Origin of the sequence: Psychrosphaera ytuae, assembly GCF_017638545.1 — a bacterium.
Classification (GTDB): Bacteria; Pseudomonadota; Gammaproteobacteria; order Enterobacterales; family Alteromonadaceae; genus Psychrosphaera; species Psychrosphaera ytuae.
Map to the genome: position 1 here is coordinate 1785523 of NZ_CP072110.1, position 17473 is coordinate 1802995.

General features: G+C 42.3%; 20 protein-coding genes. 14 read left to right on the forward strand and 6 right to left on the reverse strand.

All coding sequences use genetic code 11. The features are described from left to right. The first annotated feature begins 2 nt into the window (after nucleotides 1-2). Genes slmA through J1N51_RS07945 form a run of 4 tightly spaced genes read left to right on the forward strand, consistent with a single transcriptional unit; the run spans nucleotide 3 to nucleotide 2678 of the window. Nucleotides 3-587, forward strand: coding sequence for a nucleoid occlusion factor SlmA (gene slmA, locus J1N51_RS07930; RefSeq protein WP_208830124.1), 585 nt, complete (start codon nucleotides 3-5; stop codon nucleotides 585-587). A 36-nt stretch (nucleotides 588-623) separates the two neighbouring features. Further along, nucleotides 624-1370: a hypothetical protein gene (locus J1N51_RS07935; protein ID WP_208830126.1), complete on the forward strand. Its 747-nt coding sequence runs from the start codon at nucleotides 624-626 to the stop codon at nucleotides 1368-1370. 22 nt (nucleotides 1371-1392) lie between these two features. Beyond that, nucleotides 1393-2325: an alpha/beta hydrolase gene (locus J1N51_RS07940; RefSeq protein WP_208830128.1), complete on the forward strand. Its 933-nt coding sequence runs from the start codon at nucleotides 1393-1395 to the stop codon at nucleotides 2323-2325. After that, nucleotides 2322-2678, forward strand: a complete 357-nt coding sequence (locus tag J1N51_RS07945; protein WP_208830130.1) for a hypothetical protein — start codon at nucleotides 2322-2324, stop codon at nucleotides 2676-2678. The genes J1N51_RS07940 and J1N51_RS07945 overlap by 4 nt, the downstream gene beginning before the upstream one ends. Before the next feature lie 15 nt (nucleotides 2679-2693). On the opposite strand, the gene J1N51_RS07950 is transcribed toward J1N51_RS07945, so the two are convergent. Together J1N51_RS07950 and J1N51_RS07955 are read right to left on the reverse strand one after the other, a co-directional pair. Continuing rightward, a complete protein-coding gene (locus J1N51_RS07950; protein ID WP_208830132.1) occupies nucleotides 2694-3032 on the reverse strand; it encodes a hypothetical protein in 339 nt (112 codons plus the stop codon). Continuing rightward, nucleotides 3025-4821, reverse strand: coding sequence for an ABCB family ABC transporter ATP-binding protein/permease (locus J1N51_RS07955; protein ID WP_208833371.1), 1797 nt, complete (start codon nucleotides 4819-4821; stop codon nucleotides 3025-3027). Before J1N51_RS07955 ends, J1N51_RS07950 begins: the two co-directional genes overlap by 8 nt. 114 nt (nucleotides 4822-4935) lie before the next feature. On the opposite strand from J1N51_RS07955, the gene ccmA reads away from it, so the two are divergent. From ccmA to J1N51_RS07990, 7 genes are all read left to right on the forward strand, one after another. Further along, the gene (ccmA, locus tag J1N51_RS07960) at nucleotides 4936-5577 is read left to right on the forward strand and encodes a cytochrome c biogenesis heme-transporting ATPase CcmA (RefSeq protein ID WP_208830133.1); all 642 of its coding nucleotides are present in this window, start codon (nucleotides 4936-4938) and stop codon (nucleotides 5575-5577) included. Between the two features lie 3 nt (nucleotides 5578-5580). Further along, nucleotides 5581-6267, forward strand: a complete 687-nt coding sequence (ccmB, locus tag J1N51_RS07965) for a heme exporter protein CcmB (protein ID WP_208830135.1) — start codon at nucleotides 5581-5583, stop codon at nucleotides 6265-6267. Continuing rightward, nucleotides 6267-7013 (forward strand): heme ABC transporter permease, encoded by a 747-nt coding sequence (locus J1N51_RS07970; RefSeq protein WP_208830137.1) that lies wholly within the window; start codon nucleotides 6267-6269, stop codon nucleotides 7011-7013. The genes ccmB and J1N51_RS07970 overlap by 1 nt, the downstream gene beginning before the upstream one ends. An 11-nt stretch (nucleotides 7014-7024) precedes the next feature. Continuing rightward, complete coding sequence (ccmD, locus tag J1N51_RS07975; RefSeq protein WP_208830139.1) at nucleotides 7025-7228, forward strand: heme exporter protein CcmD; 204 nt, start codon at nucleotides 7025-7027, stop codon at nucleotides 7226-7228. A gap of 23 nt (nucleotides 7229-7251) precedes the next feature. Then, nucleotides 7252-7734 carry a cytochrome c maturation protein CcmE gene (gene ccmE, locus J1N51_RS07980; RefSeq protein ID WP_208830141.1) on the forward strand — a complete coding sequence of 161 codons (483 nt, stop codon included), beginning with the start codon at nucleotides 7252-7254 and terminating at the stop codon, nucleotides 7732-7734. A gap of 86 nt (nucleotides 7735-7820) precedes the next feature. Next, nucleotides 7821-8465, forward strand: a complete 645-nt coding sequence (locus J1N51_RS07985; protein WP_208830143.1) for a hypothetical protein — start codon at nucleotides 7821-7823, stop codon at nucleotides 8463-8465. Nucleotides 8466-8518: 53 nt separating this feature from the next. Then, on the forward strand, nucleotides 8519-9082 hold the full coding sequence (locus tag J1N51_RS07990; RefSeq protein ID WP_208833372.1) for a phosphoribosyltransferase: 564 nt from the start codon (nucleotides 8519-8521) through the stop codon (nucleotides 9080-9082). A 75-nt stretch (nucleotides 9083-9157) separates the two neighbouring features. Here J1N51_RS07990 and J1N51_RS07995 read toward each other — a convergent pair whose 3' ends face one another. The 3 genes from J1N51_RS07995 to ompR are packed head-to-tail and all read right to left on the reverse strand — an operon-like array spanning nucleotide 9158 to nucleotide 11463. Beyond that, a complete protein-coding gene (locus J1N51_RS07995) occupies nucleotides 9158-9403 on the reverse strand; it encodes a hypothetical protein (RefSeq protein WP_208830145.1) in 246 nt (81 codons plus the stop codon). A 15-nt stretch (nucleotides 9404-9418) separates the two neighbouring features. Then, nucleotides 9419-10726, reverse strand: coding sequence for a two-component system sensor histidine kinase EnvZ (envZ, locus tag J1N51_RS08000; RefSeq protein ID WP_208830152.1), 1308 nt, complete (start codon nucleotides 10724-10726; stop codon nucleotides 9419-9421). 17 nt (nucleotides 10727-10743) lie between these two features. After that, nucleotides 10744-11463, reverse strand: coding sequence for an osmolarity response regulator transcription factor OmpR (gene ompR / locus J1N51_RS08005; RefSeq protein ID WP_208830160.1), 720 nt, complete (start codon nucleotides 11461-11463; stop codon nucleotides 10744-10746). 192 nt (nucleotides 11464-11655) lie between these two features. Here ompR and greB point away from each other — a divergent pair, with 192 nt between their 5' ends. From greB to J1N51_RS08020, 3 genes are all read left to right on the forward strand, one after another. Next, nucleotides 11656-12138, forward strand: coding sequence for a transcription elongation factor GreB (gene greB / locus J1N51_RS08010; protein WP_208830162.1), 483 nt, complete (start codon nucleotides 11656-11658; stop codon nucleotides 12136-12138). A gap of 21 nt (nucleotides 12139-12159) precedes the next feature. Then, nucleotides 12160-14523 carry a Tex family protein gene (locus tag J1N51_RS08015; protein ID WP_208830164.1) on the forward strand — a complete coding sequence of 788 codons (2364 nt, stop codon included), beginning with the start codon at nucleotides 12160-12162 and terminating at the stop codon, nucleotides 14521-14523. Between the two features lie 79 nt (nucleotides 14524-14602). Beyond that, a complete protein-coding gene (locus tag J1N51_RS08020; protein ID WP_208830166.1) occupies nucleotides 14603-15559 on the forward strand; it encodes an SRPBCC family protein in 957 nt (318 codons plus the stop codon). A gap of 101 nt (nucleotides 15560-15660) precedes the next feature. Here the strand turns inward: J1N51_RS08020 and J1N51_RS08025 are convergent, their stop codons facing one another. Then, nucleotides 15661-17397 carry a response regulator gene (locus J1N51_RS08025; protein WP_208830168.1) on the reverse strand — a complete coding sequence of 579 codons (1737 nt, stop codon included), beginning with the start codon at nucleotides 17395-17397 and terminating at the stop codon, nucleotides 15661-15663. Nucleotides 17398-17473: the final 76 nt, after the last annotated feature.

Below are 17473 nucleotides of genomic sequence, written 5' to 3' on the forward strand. Positions count from 1 at the left end.
GTATGCCTGCAGCTAAAAAAGGTAACCGTAAAGAACAAATCCTACAATGTCTTGCGGAAATGTTGGAAAGTCACGCCGGTCAAAGGATTACAACGGCTAAATTGGCAGAAAAAGTGGGAGTGTCTGAGGCAGCCCTATACCGCCACTTCCCTAGTAAAGCGCGTATGTATGAAGGTTTAATCGAGTTTATAGAAAACACGCTTTTATCTCGTATCAACGTTATCCTCGAAAAAGACAAGACGACAGAAGGTCGTGTTTATAACATTATGAAACTCATTTTAGGTTTTGCTGAAATGAATCGAGGTATCACTGCAATTTTAACTGGTGATGCTTTACTCGGTGAGCATGACCGTCTTCGCGAACGAGTAGCATTGTTATTCGAGAAGTTAGAAACCCAATTCAAACAAGTTTTACGTGAACGTAAACTTCGCGAAGGAAAAAGTTTTCCTATCGAAGACGCGGCTTTGGCTAATTTATTGCTTGCCTATACAGAGGGCAAAATGAATCAATTTGTCCGTTCTGGTTTTACTCGCAGTCCGATGGAAGGGTTCGAGAGTCAATGGCAAGGGCTTAAGTTGTTCTGGTAGGAAACAGACCTTAAGCAAAACAATAATAATAACATTATGCTTATCGTCCGTTTTTGTTTTAAAGCATGTTGCTACCTGCTGGTTTTGTTACTGGCAGGGCTTTGGCTTAAGCCTCATGCCTCATTTACACACAATGTTGTCGACACGATTCCGTGGCAGACTGACCCTGTGCTGCTAAAAACCGTCTCCTCGAAATCTAATATTCAAAAGCTCGAGCACGGACAATTTGCTCTCGACTACGTCACAACACTAAACGGAATTTCTCCACGTCAACTCATTTGGTTTATCCAAAATCAAGCTCAATACACAGCAACGGTTAACAATACAGACTGGCAATGGTTTCAACTCAGCCACCCGAGCGCGCACTCTGCGTTAACAGTGATTGATTCACCCGATACAAAGTCAGATCGATTAGTACCTGGAACGACTTTTGAAGAGTTAGAACTGTTAGAACAAACTCAATGGCGTATGCAACTTAGGGTTAAATCTTTCGGTGAACAGGGCATGACGTTTGATGTATTACACGCTGGCTACCGTGTTGGTCAGTTAAACTACGTGTTTTATCCAGTTGGTACTGGCACCAAAGTTACGTTCAATGCTGAATTAGGGTTATCTATCCCTTTAATAGGAGAAATAAGTAATTTTTACCTATTCAAAAAGGTCATGCCAGAGCACTTGCTTGAAGCTTGGCTTTTGCATAACCTAGAGACTTATCAACACATGGAAAAGTTGATCCCAATACTGTACCAACAAAGATCGCATGAGCGGTTTTTGATCAGCTAATTACTAGGAATTGGAGTCCTAAATGAGATTTATTCGATATTGCCTCATTATTACGTTGGCATTAGTCGCGTCTCGCGCACATGCCTTCAATATTCCAGAAACCAGCTCTGGACAGGTGCAACGCATCTCTGATTTTTATTCTAAACACGTCCCTACGCGTAACATCGATGTTTGGCTACCAGAGGGTTATTCCAATGATAAAAAATACGACGTGTTGTATATGCACGATGGGCAGATGCTATTTGATGCTAATACGACTTGGAATAATCAAGAGTGGCGTGTCGATGAAGTGGCCAGCCAACTTATCAACGAGAACAAAGTTAAGCCATTTATTGTAGTTGGCATATGGAACTCGGGTGAGACTCGATATCCAGAATATTTTCCACAAAGGGTGTTTGAAGAATTGAGTTGGCTTCAGCGACTCGAAGTCAAAACCAAACTCATTTTGCAATCTAAAAGTCTGACGCCAATTGGAGATTTCTATTTTGCTGACAAATATATCCGATTTCTGGCTGAAGAGTTGATCCCTCATATAGAACAGCAATACTCTGTCAATAAAGGTCAGGCTCATCGCTATCTTGCTGGGTCGAGTATGGGCGGGCTGATCTCTTGGTATGCGATGATGGAGCGTCCAGACCTATTTGCTGGGGCGGCGTGTTTATCCACACATTGGCCTGGCATGTATGATACTGACAATCCACTGCCAGCAGGTTTTGAACGCTATATTTCGACAAATTTATCCAAGCTAAGCAACCACAAACTATACTTTGATCTCGGGGATCAAACCTTAGATGCTATGTATCCACCACTTCAAAAACGCATCGATAAAGTGTTGGAAAAACAATATAACCCTGAGTTGTGGCAAAGTGAGTTTTTTCCTGGTCACCAACATGATGAGCAGTCTTGGGCGAGTCGTTTACATTTACCTTTGACTTTTTTATTGAGCAACAAATGAAAACCAAATATCGCAGCGAACGACATAAAGAATACGTCGGTGATAAACACGGTAATCTTTATTACAACCAACTTAAATACTTCGAATTCCACGCCTACCCAGGCAAAGGCCTGCATCAACTTTGGACCATAGTCATCATTTTGTTGGTACTTTTTAGATTGGATGACTTGTTCGCGTTGAGCTTTTTGTCCGGAATGGGTGGTGTTTATGTGTTGTACTTGGCCAGTGTCACCTTGTATCTACTGACCAAGCGAATTTGTCGTTATAACGGCTACTTTTTGTATCCGGCTTTTATGATCCGTTACTTTAAGAAGCGCCGAATGAGTGCAGAATCAAGTACTCAGGTTGCATAACTTCTTAAAAAGATTTTAGTTTTGTTCAACTCGCTCTGCGACAGGAAATAGCTCAAAAGAGCGAGTTAAAACGGCATCAAAGACTTTCTTCGGCACCCATACATCTACCACACCGTGTTGACCCGTAACCAGTTGAAGTCGGCCATCACCGTATATAATTTTACTCACATCCGTTTTTTCGATGGGTTTGCCAGGTAAATTAAAGATACGTCTAATTGGAACGTCTTTAAAATACACCATATCGCCCTCTTCTTTAAAAATATGGTCTGGGCCGTTAACATCAGCAGAGCGATTTAAATACATAAATAAAAAAACTATCACCCATAAGGTGATAAAAATCGGATAATCAATCATCTGAATTACCTTGTTGTTCGTTTTGCATTCGCCACAACTCAGCATAGCGACCTTGTTGTCCTAATAATACTTGATGCGTACCCACTTCGACCACCTCTCCTTGCTCTAGAACAACAATCTGATCTGCGTCAACCACGGTTGAAAGTCGGTGAGCAATCACTAAAGAAGTATGACCTTTGGCAATGTCTTTAAGGGCTTTTAAAATGGCTTGTTCAGAGCCAGAATCCAACGACGAGGTCGCCTCATCAAAGACCAAAATAGGCGGGTTTTTCAATAGCGTGCGAGCTATTGCTACACGTTGTTTTTCTCCACCAGATAGTTTTAGGCCGCGCTCACCTACTTTGGTTTCGTGGCGGTCAGGTAGGCTTTCTATGAAATTTGATAAATGCGCATGGTTAATTGCTGCCCAAACTTGCTCGTCTGAAGCGGATGGGTTGCCATATCGAATGTTTTCAAAAATCGTATCATTAAACAAAACCGTATCTTGAGGCACTATCCCGATAATTTGACGCAATGAATGCTGAGTGACATGTTTTATGTCTTGCCCGTCTATTAAAACCCGACCCGAATTTGGATCATAGAAGCGAAATAAGAGTTTAACTAACGTTGATTTGCCTGAGCCACTCGAGCCAACTACTGCTACTTTTTGACCTGCTTTAACCTCAAAGCTCACATTCTTGAGAACCGTTCTTTGTTGATCGTAACCAAACGCAATTTTCTCAAAGCTAATACTGCCAGCTGAAACGTTTAGCGCTTTAGCATTAGGTGTATCTGTAATTTTGGCTGGTCTTTGTAATAACTCAAACATACGTTCGATGTTCGCTAACGACCCTTTTATTTCCCGATATACAAAGCCCAAAAAGTTAAGTGGCATAAAGAGCTGCATCATAAATGCATTAATCAGCACAAAGTCACCTAACGTCATGGTTTTTTCCACTACGCCTTGTCCCGCAAGTAACAGCATAGAAGTCATGGCTGTCGCAACGATAAAGGCCTGTCCGCTGTTTAGCGCAAACAAAGTAAGTCGATTGCTACGACGGGCCTTTTCCCAATCAGCTAAATCCTCGTCATAGCGTTTCGCTTCGTAATCTTCGTTATTAAAATATTTAACCGTTTCGTAGTTCATTAGACTATCAATCGCACGGGTGTTACTGCTGTTATCCGCGGCGTTTGCAGCGCGAATAAACTTAGTCCGCCACTCTGTAGCATAGGCAGTGAAGAAGATATAAGTGACTATTGCGGCAAGAGTAATAAGGGCGAATTTGATCCCATAGTTAACGAAAAAAATGACCACAACAAACAAAATCTCTAACAAAATCGGGACTATGTTAAAGACCATAAAACGCATCAAAAAGCTGATGCCAGATACACCGCGCTCCATATCTCGGCTCAAACCGCCCGTTTGGCGATTGAGATGAAAGTCCAGCTCAAGATTGTGAATGTGTTTGAACACGTTGAGCCCAACCCTGCGCATTGCACGTTCTGTTACTCGGCCAAACAACGTATCTCTAATTTCTCCGAGTAGCACATTAACCAATCGAATCAATCCATAAGCAATAATAAGCGCCACAGGCACAGAGGCTAAAGCAACTGTTATATCGCTTTGTGAATCCAAGGTGTCCACCACACTTTTAAGCACAAATGGCATTCCGACACTGGCTACTTTAGCCAAAATCAGACAACTCAATGCCAGTGCAACTCTTACCTTGTGTTCTAGCAAATAAGGTAAAAGCGTTTTTAAGCTTCGCCAGTTGAATTCAGTGACTGGTTCGTCCGTCATGTTTCGCATTTTTCTCAAAATAAGCCTCTTTTGACCCAAATGGTCATTTACTAACTAAAGTTTGGCAATTTTTAGTGGTCGTGGGACAATAATTAACGATTTTAACAACTTTGATGAATTGTCGTGGAAAAAGTTAACAGTACTCCCCTATTACGGGCCGAACAACTTACATGTATCAAACAAGATAGGATCTTATTTGAACATCTAGATGTGGCTGTTTACCCAGGTGATATCATTCAGGTTGCTGGTCCTAACGGCGCAGGTAAAACCAGTTTGCTACGAATATTAGCTGGCCTAGCTCAGCCTCATGAAGGCCAAGTCCTATACAATGAGACCCCGATAGGCGCCGACCCCGAACAGTACCACCAAAGTTTACTTTATATCGGCCATAAAGCCGGTGTAAAAGCAGAACTCAGTGCCGAAGAAAATTTACAATTTAGTCTAGCCTTGCATCAACACGATGCCAATCAAGCAGAAGCATTGCTAGAGTCGGTTGGACTACTTGGTTTTGAAGACTCACTAGCAGCCCAACTCAGTGCAGGTCAGCATAGGCGAATTTCATTGGCTCAGCTTTGGTCCAGCCACGCCAAGGTTTGGATATTAGACGAACCCTTTACCGCAATTGACGTGAAAGGTGTAGCGGCTATCGAACAACAGATACTTTCTCATGCTCAGCAAGGTGGCTGCGTCATTTTGACCACCCACCAGCCGTTATCATTGCCAGAGAATAAAGTTAAAACCTTAACCCTTAAGTACAGAGTGTAATTTATGCAGCCCACTTATTCTTATTGGTCCGTATTCAAGCTTGTTTTGGCTCGTGATCTGCGTATCGCATTGCGTAACAAAGATGACGTTATCAACCCTCTGTTGTTTTTCGTTATCGTATTAACGCTTTTTCCCCTTGGGATCGGACCAGAACCAGCAACGCTAGCAAAAATAGCGCCTGGTATCATTTGGGTTGCGGCCTTGTTGTCGACACTTCTGTCATTAGATCGACTCTTCAAGTCAGATTACGCCGATGGTGCGCTTGAGCAACTTATCTTATCGCCCTATCCTGGTTTTATCTGGATTCTCGCTAAAGTTTGCGCGCACTGGGTATTGACTGGTTTGCCTTTGATCTTAATTTCTCCATTGCTAGCAGGCATGTTACAACTGCCATTGCAGAGTCTAGAAGCTGTTGTTCTAACCCTTTTGATAGGAACTCCTGTACTAAGTTTTATCGGAGCGATTGGAGCTGCATTAACCGTAGGCCTGCAAAAAGGTGGGGTACTGCTTAGCTTATTGATCTTACCGCTATATATTCCAGTATTAATTTTTGCCACTAGTGCCATAGATGCTGCAACGATGAGCTTACCCTACAGCGGACAAATTGCTATCATAGGCGCTTTATTAGCAGGTGCAGTAACACTTGCCCCATTTGCAATTTTTTCAGCATTAAAAGTGAGTACCAATTAATGTGGAAATGGCTACATCCATACGCGAACCCAGAAACCACCTATCAACTTAGTCACCGTTTGGTGCCTTGGTTTACCGGCCTAAGTGGAGTGTTATTAACCATAGGTTTGGCGTGGGCCCTATTATTTACGCCGCCAGACTATCAGCAAGGTGATAGTTTCCGAATTTTTTACATCCATGTACCGGCGGCAACATTGTCTATGGGCATATACTTAGCCATGGCTATTTCGGCGTTTTGCGGAATGGTTTGGCAACTAAAGCTTTCTGACGCAGCGGTTGCGGCTATTGCCCCGATTGGTGCTGTTTATACAGCTATCGCCTTAATTACAGGAGCCGCATGGGGTAAACCTATGTGGGGCACTTGGTGGGTTTGGGATGCAAGATTGACCTCGGAACTTGTCTTGCTCTTTTTATACCTGGGCGTTATTGCCCTAAACAATGCCTTTGATGACCGACAAATGGGTGGCAAAGCGGCGGGCATATTAGCTATGGTCGGTGTAATTAACCTACCTATCATCAAATATTCAGTTGAGTGGTGGAACACCTTACATCAAGGGGCAACCGTCAGTAAGCTTGGCAAACCAGCTATGTCTCCGGAGATGTTCTGGCCATTTGTCGTGTGCTTTCTGGGTTTTGCCTTTTTAGCTGCAGCAATTGGGTGCCTTAGATTTAAGTCAGAGATATTATTGCGCAACAGTACTCGCCCCTGGGTCAAGCAATTGATTGTGAACAAACAAGAGTTATAAGAGAAAATACAATGCAATTTGAAAGCTTTACTGATTTTATTGCCATGGGCGGATATGGTTTTTATGTTTGGTTGTCATTCGGCTCTGGGCTTTTTCTTATTGGCGCTTTGATTTTACACAGCCGCTTCCAACACTCGTCTATCAAGCGCGATATCGCCAAAAAACTTGAGCGTTCGGATAGATTAAAACGCGCCGCTGAAGTCAACCAACAATAGTTTTGAGTAAATAAGAGTTCATCATGAATCCACGTCGTAAAAAAAGATTATCAATTATCTTAGCCGTATTAGTTGGTTTAGGGGCTATTTCAGGCTTAGTGTTATACGCATTGAGCCAAAACATTGACCTGTTCTACAAACCAACTGAAATCCATTATGGCAAACAAGAAACCGGTATCAAGCCTACCGAAGGGCAACGACTAAGAATTGGCGGAATTGTAGTTCCTGGTTCTGTTGTTCGCGATCCGAATAGCTTGAAGGTTCAATTTGATCTGGTCGATATGAGACAACCTTTGGTTTTTCATGAAGATGACATCAAAGTTACGGTGACTTATAACGGTATTCTTCCGGATCTATTTAGAGAAGAACAAGGTATTGTTGCAAACGGTATCTTAAAAGACGGTTTTGTTGTTGAGGCATCAGAAGTCCTGGCCAAACACGACGAAAACTACATGCCAGCAGAAATTGTCGAACAAGCACAATCCAAGCATCAAAAAAGCTATTAAAATATAAAAACTTAACTTTATATTTTGACCAATTAATGGAAATATAAGTTAGTCGTAAGCCGCAGTAATCATGGAGGTAAAGTGTAGTGGAGATTGCACTTTGGTTTTTGGCGATAATCTTTGTAATTATATTTGTCGTGGTCCTAATTTTAGTTTGGAGTCGTTACTCTGAACTGAAAGCCAAAGAGCTCAAAAAGAAGGGTCTAGGTCACGATATCAGAGAACAGCAAAAGTCATTTCGGGTCTTGTTACAAGGCCTTATGAATGATCACCTTATTGCTGCACCACACAAACAAGGATTGTCGATGTTGATCAATAATTACTTTGTGTATCAGCCAATCAATGACATCAATGTTGGCCATTTTAATGAGCTCTATAACACTCTAGTAAAAAGTATTGGCAAGCTGAGAGACGCTCCACACTCAAATAAAGTGAATATTGCAGTTGCGTTTCACGAGCTTGCTTTAGAACTACCAATAAACACCTCTGACTATTCAGCGCATTTTTATTTGGATATAGCGCCGATGCTGGCTGTTCAATTAGAAAACCGCGTCGATGAACTTATTGTGCAACAAGAGCAAATGGCATCTTCGGCATCTTATGTTGAAGAAGAGGAAGAAGAAGAAATTTTACATACTTCTGATTCATTCCAACCTGACACGATGGAAGTTAAGCCGCCTGAAGAGCGAAAAGTTACCTTGGTCACTAGAGAACATATGTCCATTCGCTGATAAAATACTCTATACTGCATCCTTTAAATTAATTAACAACAGGTCTCATCATGGTGGAAAAGAAATACATCACCTCACAAGAGTTATTAGAAGACTCTTTTCGATTAGCACACCAAGTGTTTGAAGATGGATTTAGACCCAACTTTATCGTGGGGATCTGGCGCGGTGGCGCACCCATTGGTATTGCGGTTCAGGAGTTTTTTGATTTCAAAAAGGTCGAAACTGATCACATTGCAGTTCGTACCTCGTCATACTACGGTATTGGTCAACAATCGAAAGAAATCAAAGTGCACGGCTTGCACTACCTGATAGAAAACGCAAATGCAGATGACAGCCTACTCATCGTCGATGACGTATTTGATACAGGTCGAAGCATTGAGGCTTTAATTAAACAAATAAAGTCGCTTTCAAGACTTAACACACCAAAAGACATTCGCATTGCGACACCATGGTATAAGCCAACAAACTCAAAAGTTGATATCGTACCTGACTATTACGTTAACAAAAGTGACGAGTGGTTAGTATTCCCACATGAGTTGTCTGGGTTATCACCTGAAGAGTTAAAACAAGGTAAAACCGAGCTTAGTAATATCATCGACCTATTTATCGATAAGTAACTCAATATTCTAAAACTAAAAAGGAGAGCTAAGCTCTCCTTTTTTGATCTTACAATTCACATAAATGAATAAAGGTTACTCATCTCTTACAACAATCGTTGTGTGATTCTTAAATGTGGCCGCTGATATTATCGCCCACAAATGAACGATACCACCTATGATGGCTGGCACCACTAAGAACCACAACGCATAACCACCAATGACCAACATAGCAGTTAATATTGCTGCCAAAATCCGACCTTGTACCAAAAAGCCAAGGCCAGGAAAAAATACGTTACACAACGCAGCTATCACGTTACCAGCAGATCCTTGTTCAGACATTGTTATCTCCCGTGTTTATTGACCTGAAATCGGCAATGTTACTCGTGCCGTTAAACCACCTTCTTTTCGGTTTAACAAAGTCACATCACCGCCGTGCATATCGACAATCTTTTTAATAATTGCTAATCCCAAACCACTTCCTTCGACGCCACGCGCAGCATCGCCTTGAGTGAAAGGTTCGAATAGCCTGTGCATATCTTGCTCCGGTATTCCAGGGCCCGAATCGGAAACTTCAAAGCTCACCGCTTTTTGTTCCGGCACCGAATAAGAGGTGATTAAAATATCCCCTTCTGAATAACGTAGCGCATTTTCTATCAAATTTGAAATAACTCGCTTGATCGCAATGGGACGTATCATCACCTGTGGCAGACTAATGTCTAAGTTTAATTCGAAGTGGCGCTCTCTGTTGATTTGTTCTGACTCTGCCACATCTTGCACGAGTCCGTTGAGATCCATACGATTCAGCTCTTCCATTCGGTGATGACGAATATATTCCATAAATTGGTCAATGATGGCATTCATATCTTCAATGTCATTGACGATACCTTCTCGCAAAAACGATTCGGTATCCGCCATCATTTCTGTCGCTAAGCGAATTCGAGTCAAAGGCGTACGCAAGTCATGGGATACACCAGCCATAATGAAGTTACGATCTTTTTCGAGTTGTTGTATCCCCTGAGACATGTGATTAAACGCTCGGGTAACAGCAACGATTTCTTCTGAGCCATTTTCTTTGATTTTGTCCGGAAACTCTCCGCGACCCACTTCCTCTGCGGCGTGTTGCAACGACTTGAGCGGTCGGTTTAATTGCCGGGCAAAAAACCATCCTCCAGTCACACTGACAATACCAATAGCGATGAGATAAATAAGAAGCGGTGACAAATCTTTTTTCTTAAAACCATCGAGAGGGACTTTGATCCAAATATGGGGAGCTTGTGGAGGACGAACCCAAAAGTAAAATACGTCTCCTTGGGACAATCTAACTTCGGCTTTGCCACCGAGTTGCTTTGACATTTGTGAAGAAAAATAAGGGTAAAACTCAGCTTCCTTTAAGCCCTGCTGCTCGGCTTGCTGCTGATCGAGAATACTGATATCCGTCGCTTCGAGATAACGCTTCGACAGGTCTGCGCTGATTTTGAACTCACGCTCGTCAGCAATAAATAAAACTTTTACCTGCTTAGCCAACAGGTTATTGATTTGTTGATAACTAGGTTCAATGATGTAAGACACCACACTGTAATAAGATACAATCTGGTTGAGTAACAATATGAATCCGATCAAAAAGACCGTTTGACCAAATGCACTTCGAGGCAAAATATTCATCAACGGTCCTTTAACTACTACCCTTTGCCGTCAGGGATAAAGACGTAACCTACACCCCAAACCGTCTGGATATACCTAGGCTTGGTGTGATCATCTTCAATCATTTTACGCAATCGAGAGACTTGTACATCAATACTGCGTTCAAGTGCAGAATAATCACGACCACGTGCCATATTCATTAATTTATCACGTGATAGTGGTTCTCTAGCATGAGAAATCAGAGCCTTTAAAACAGCAAACTCGCCACTGGTCAGCGGCATTATCTCTTCACCACTGCGCATTTCTCGAGTTGCTAAGTTTAGTGTGAACTCACCAAAACTAACTTCTTCTTCTTCGGTAGCTGGTGCACCTGGCACTTCCTTAGACTTGCGACGCAAAATCGCTTTGATTCTTGCTAATAACTCGCGAGGATTAAATGGCTTTGGCAGATAATCATCGGCACCGAGCTCTAGACCAATGATTCGGTCTACTTCGTCACCTTTAGCAGTTAACATAACGATTGGAATTTCGTTTTCCATCTGACGTAGACGTCGACAGATAGACAAACCATCCTCGCCCGGTAACATCAAATCCAAAACTAATAAGTGAAAGTTTTCGCGTTCTAATAGGCGATCCATTTGTTCCGCATTGGCAGCACTGCGTACAATAAAACCTTGTTCAAGGAGATATCGTTCTAATAAGCTGCGTAGCCGCATGTCGTCATCGACAACGAGAATTTTTGTAGTTTCCTGTTCCATCAAATTTACCTGTAAGCGTCACAACATATCTGAATATAAAGTAAAAAGATGGCAAATCCAAAGCACGAAAGGATTAAGGTTGTTACAAAGTTTGTCTAACGCTCATAAAAACGCCGATAGCCTGCTATTTGCTAGCCGTCTTTTAATAAATGTTGCTACAATGGATTTCTCTCTACGTCGAACAACTATGGTATGAAAACAAACCTAATTACAAGACCAGGATACATAAAGCTGCAACAGGAATTGGATACCCTGTGGCGCGAAACTCGCCCCGAGATCACCAAAAAAGTGACTTGGGCTGCAAGCTTAGGAGACCGCTCAGAAAATGCGGATTACAAGGAAAACAAACGTCTGTTGCGACAAATAGACCGACGTGTACGCTACTTACGCAAACGCCTAGAAGAATTAAAAGTCGTCGACTATGCTCCCGAACAAGAAGGTAAAGTCTTTTTTGGCGCCCGTGTTGAAATAGAAAACGAACAGCAAGAAACACTCACTTTTCAAATTGTCGGCCCTGATGAAATATACGGCGAAAAAAACGTTATTTCGATTGATTCACCGATGGCACGTGCCATTCTAAAAAAACAAGTCGACGACGAATTTGAAGTTAACACCCCTACCGGCAAAAAGCTGTGGTTCGTCAATACCATTCAGTACCCAGCAAAGCCTCAGTAGTCCCGGATTTGGAAATAAATAATGTCAGTATTAAATCAACAAATAATTCATCAAATAGCGTCTGAGCTGAGCGTTCAAGACCAACAAGTTGCAGCGGCAGTTACCTTACTTGACGAAGGTTCAACCGTGCCGTTTATTGCGCGATACAGAAAAGAAAAAACCGGTGGGTTAGACGATACTCAATTACGTAACCTAGAAAACCGACTTGGCTACCTTCGCGAACTAGAAGATCGCAGAGCCGTTATCCTCAAATCAATTACAGAACAAGAAAAGCTTACCCCAGAACTTGAAAAGTCTATCTTGGCTGCCGATAACAAAACTCGCTTAGAAGATTTGTATTTACCATACAAACCTAAACGTCGTACCAAAGGCGAAATTGCAAAAGAACAAGGACTCGAGCCGCTTGCAGACGCCCTGTTTAACGATCCAAATTTAGACCCAGAAGTAGTAGCCAAAGAATATCTTAGTGCTGATGTTGCTGACGAAAAAGCAGCACTCGATGGCGCCAAGTACATTTTAATGGAGCGTTTTGCTGAAGATGCTGATTTGTTAAATAAGATTCGCCGCTACGTAAAACAAAACGCGCACTTAGAGTCCAAAGTCATTGCCGGCAAAGAAAAAGAAGGCGCCAAGTTCCAAGACTACTTTGAACATTCAGAGCTGGCGACTAAGGTACCTTCACACCGCTTATTAGCTATGTTGCGCGGGCGCAATGAAGGTGTGTTGCAATTAACCTTAAATGCAGACCCAGAACAGGAAGCACCGGTTCGTGAGTCCCACTGTGAAAGCATTATTGCTCAACATTTTGATCTTAGCTTTAATCAAAAGGCGGCAGACAAGTGGTTAAAAACCGTGGTCCAATGGACTTGGAAAATTAAGATTTCATTGTCCGTCGAAAACGAAGTGTTAACTGAGATTAGAGAAGCCGCAGAGGTCGAAGCCATCCGCGTGTTTGCAAATAACCTAAGTGATCTTCTAATGGCGGCGCCTGCTGGAGCTAAAACAACCATTGGTATCGACCCTGGATTCAGAACCGGCTGTAAAATCGCAGTTATCGATAAAACAGGTAAATTACTTGATACCGCCACGATTTTCCCACATGAACCCCAAAACCATTGGGACAAGTCAATTCGCACTATCGAGCACCTAGCGCGCACTCACAAAGCAGAATTAATTGCGATAGGCAACGGCACTGCCTCTCGAGAAACCGACAAGCTCGCGGCCGAAGTCGTCAAAAAAGCCCCTGAATTAAAGTTAACTAAAATTATGGTGAGTGAAGCGGGTGCGTCTGTGTACTCAGCGAGTGAATTTGCCGCTAATGAGTTTCCTGATTTAGACGTATCGATTCGCGGAGCCGTGTCGATTGCGCGACGCTTACAAGACCCTCTTGCCGAGCTAGTAAAAATCGAGCCTAAATCAATTGGCGTAGGTCAATACCAACACGATGTTAGCCAAAGCTTGTTATCGAAGAGCCTAGATGCGGTGGTAGAAGATTGTGTAAACGCAGTTGGCGTTGACTTAAACACGGCTTCGGTGCCACTTTTGACTCGTGTTTCAGGGCTTAATAAAACCCTAGCTAATAATATTGTTAAATACCGCGACGCTAATGGTCGTTTTGATAACCGAAAAGACCTTAAAAAAGTCGAGCGACTCGGTCCTAAAGCCTTTGAGCAGTGCGCGGGCTTTTTGAAGATTGTCGACGGTAGCAACCCACTCGACGCGTCTTCTGTTCACCCAGAAGCCTACCCTGTGGTAAAACGCATCATCGAAACTCACCAGCGCGAAGTAAACGACATCATTGCCAACCAAGACTTTTTGAGTAACTTGGCCGCCAATGACTTTATCGACGACACCTTTGGTCTACCAACGGTGAAAGACATTATCAAAGAGCTAGAAAAGCCGGGTCGTGATCCACGCCCAGAGTTTAAAACCGCTACTTTTAAAGAAGGTGTCGAGACGCTATCAGACCTAAAAGCAAATATGATTTTGGAAGGCGTCGTAACCAACGTGACTAACTTTGGTGCCTTTGTTGATGTTGGTGTTCACCAAGATGGTTTGGTTCACATCTCTTCACTGACGGATAAGTTTGTTTCTGAACCATCAGAAGTCGTAAAAGCCGGTGATATCGTTAAAGTTAAAGTGTTGGACGTTGACGTTCCGCGTAAGCGCATTAGTTTGACGATGCGCATGGACGAACAAGCTAAATCGTCAAGTGGTGCAGGTTCTAATCGCAGTGACGCGACAAGAAACAACGGCGCTAGAAGCAATAACCAGCGTGCTTCAAACCAGCGAGTACAAGGCAATAAATCAAGTAATAACGCCTTAGGCGGTGGTGCTATGGGTAATGCATTTGCAGATGCATTTGCTAAAGCTAAGAAAAAGTAGTTTAGTAGTTAAATAACAGAAACAATGGCGCTGTGCAGTCTAGTAGCGCTCTGATAATACAATTAAAAGTGGAGTGTTTATGTTTTCTATCGGCTTTTCTTTATCACGCAGTATTGTGATTAACAGGCCAATCGAACAAGTCATGCAAAACGTTGGTGATTTTAATCACTGGAATGCATGGTCGCCATGGATCATTCAAGAACCTGACTGTCCCGTAGAGGTCAGTGGTGAGGCCAATACTGTTGGACACAGCCAAAAGTGGCAAGGTGACCGCATTGGTACTGGCAAAATTACCATTACAGATATTCAGCCAAACCAAAAAATTGCTTACGACCTCGTCTTTTTAGCACCGTGGAAAAGCCAATCTAAAACTCAATTCACTTTTGAATCTGTGACTTCAAGTGAGAGTGGAGAAGGATCTGCCACTAAAGTAAGCTGGGCGATGCAGGGCAGTTTGCCATTTTTCTTATTCTTTATGAAAAAAATGATGACCGCGATGATAGGCTCAGACTACGCTCGTGGTTTATCTATGTTAAAAGAGTACATTGAAACAGACACAGTACTGTCCAAAGTCGATATCAACGGCATCAAACCGCAAAAAGGCTTTCACTATGTTGGTTTTAGACACAAGTGCCACATCGAAAACATTAAAGAAACCATGGGGCCCGTGTTCCAACAGCTGATTGATGAACGCTTACCTCTACCAGACTTAATGCTAACTATCAGCCACAAGTTTGATTTTGTGACGGGTGAATGCGAGCTAACAGGTGCGTTTGCGTATCATGAAAAGCCAAGTTTTGATGTGCCGACCAATATGGTATTTGGTGAATACCCGGCCCATAATGCGCTTGAGATCAACCATACTGGCAGCTACTCACACCTTAGTAACGGATGGGCAACCGCAAAACACTATCAACAGTTTGCCAAGCTTAAAAGCGCCAAAAAGCTCGCTGATTATGAGGTGTATCGCAATGCGCCAAAGTCTGTCGCGGAAAAAGATTTACTCACGACGATTTTATTGCCGTTACGTGATTAGTTGTGAGTTCTTAAACAAATAAAAAGCGACGTTATGTCGCTTTTTTGTTTTCTATATTCCACCTACTTTCCGTCTATACTCCATATAGCCAATTAAGTTTGTCAGGACGATTGCGCAAACTCATCAACCATAGTGACCAGTGTCTCTGATTTGACTACTGCTGGACTCTCAACACTTTCTGTAGCTTGTGTCGTGGTGTCGCCAACCCCCCCTATCAACTCATCTCTAATCTCATTGAAGTGTTTTGACTGCTTTTCATCTAGTTGAGATTTATCAAGAACATCAATCGTATTATGCGCTAACGATTTATGGCCATCATCTAACCCATCACTTCGATGTATCGCAACGAGGACTTTAAGTAAACTGAGCGCAACTTTGACATTTTTAGGAGTCAGTTGCAGTGCTTGCTCAAGTGACTTAAGTGCTGGAGCCATCTTTTTCTTCTTAAAAAACTCCACTGCCATACTGTTAAGCTGTTTAGGCGTAAAGTGAATTTCAGATCTTTCCTTTGACTCTTGTTCGACAAATTTAGCCGTCACAGCACCGGATAGTGTCTCAGAAGCAATTTGTTTTTTAATTGCATCGAGCAATATAAGTGCCTCTTCGCGTTTACCAAGTTCGTGAAAAACCTTTACCTTATCCAAATTATCTTCAAGTGAAGTTGTCGGTTTAATACTGACCTGTGAATCAACCAAACGGGTTGCGAGTGCAGACTCTTCTTGAGCATTAAGTAGACGTGCCCGAACTACCACCAACTGCTCTTTAAAATCCGAACTATTGGCGCTGTTTTCTAACTCTTGAATATAAGCTTCTATTCGATTTAATAACTTATAAGACTCAATACTGTCTACAGACTGAGCCAAATCAATACCTGAGCGAATAACGTTGAACATTAAGTCAGGTGAGTCGTGAATAGAATTTTTAGCGTACTTAGCCATATTAACCGTTGCTAAGTATTGAGCTTTCTGGTCGTGATTAAGCCTTGCTAGGTCCCATACTTTCTTGTTCCTGGCAATATTACGAGGTGACAGCGCTGCTGCTTTTTGGATTTCTTCGTAGGCTTTTTGATAATCTTCTTTGTCGACATAATATTCAGCCAGTAAGTCAAAGGTGGCAAATCGCGTTTCCACTTTTTGGGTCATTGTTTCTAACTGTTTTTCGATTTCTGAGATTTTGTCCTGTTTTAACAGTGCATGAACATAACCAAGGTGAACCCAAGAAAAATTACACTGCTCGAACAGTTCTCGATAATAGGTCTCAGCTACCGAAAACTCTCTGAGTTTTAAATAACACTCGCCCTTCATGCGCAATAAATGGTTTTGATATTTTTTTAGTTCTGGGTTCAACAAGTGTCGGTCGATGTAATAGATCGCTTGTCCGAAATCGCGATTGTCAATGCTTCGGTATACGTTAGAGAGGCTGCGCTTGGTGTTTAACGCATGACTAAAACGGCTGGTAATTTGTTGAACATTAAGAGGCTTTACCCAAAAATCATCGGGTTGGAGTTCTGAAATACTGTTTACCAGGGTTTCGTCAGTTTCTGAGCTCAAAAAAATCAATAGAGTACTTTTGTTGACGTAACCTTTGACCTTCATTTCTTCAAGAATATGAAAACCATCTCGGTCACTTTTTACATTAAACGCACAGAGCACCACATCAAACTGAATCTCAGCACATAACCTAAGACCGTAAAAGGCATTTTCTGCCGATTTTATATTTTGTAGGCCGAGTTCATTGAGAGTTTTTTTGATGATGTCATGGACAAGAATATTATCGTCGATAATAAGAACGTTGAGATCTTCAACGCGTTTAGGCTTGTGTTGCGCTGCCAATTCCATTTGTATTTCTCCAAAAGTGTTGCATGTCACCACATACTGCGAACACTATGAGTATGCCAGTATAAATCGTTTAAGA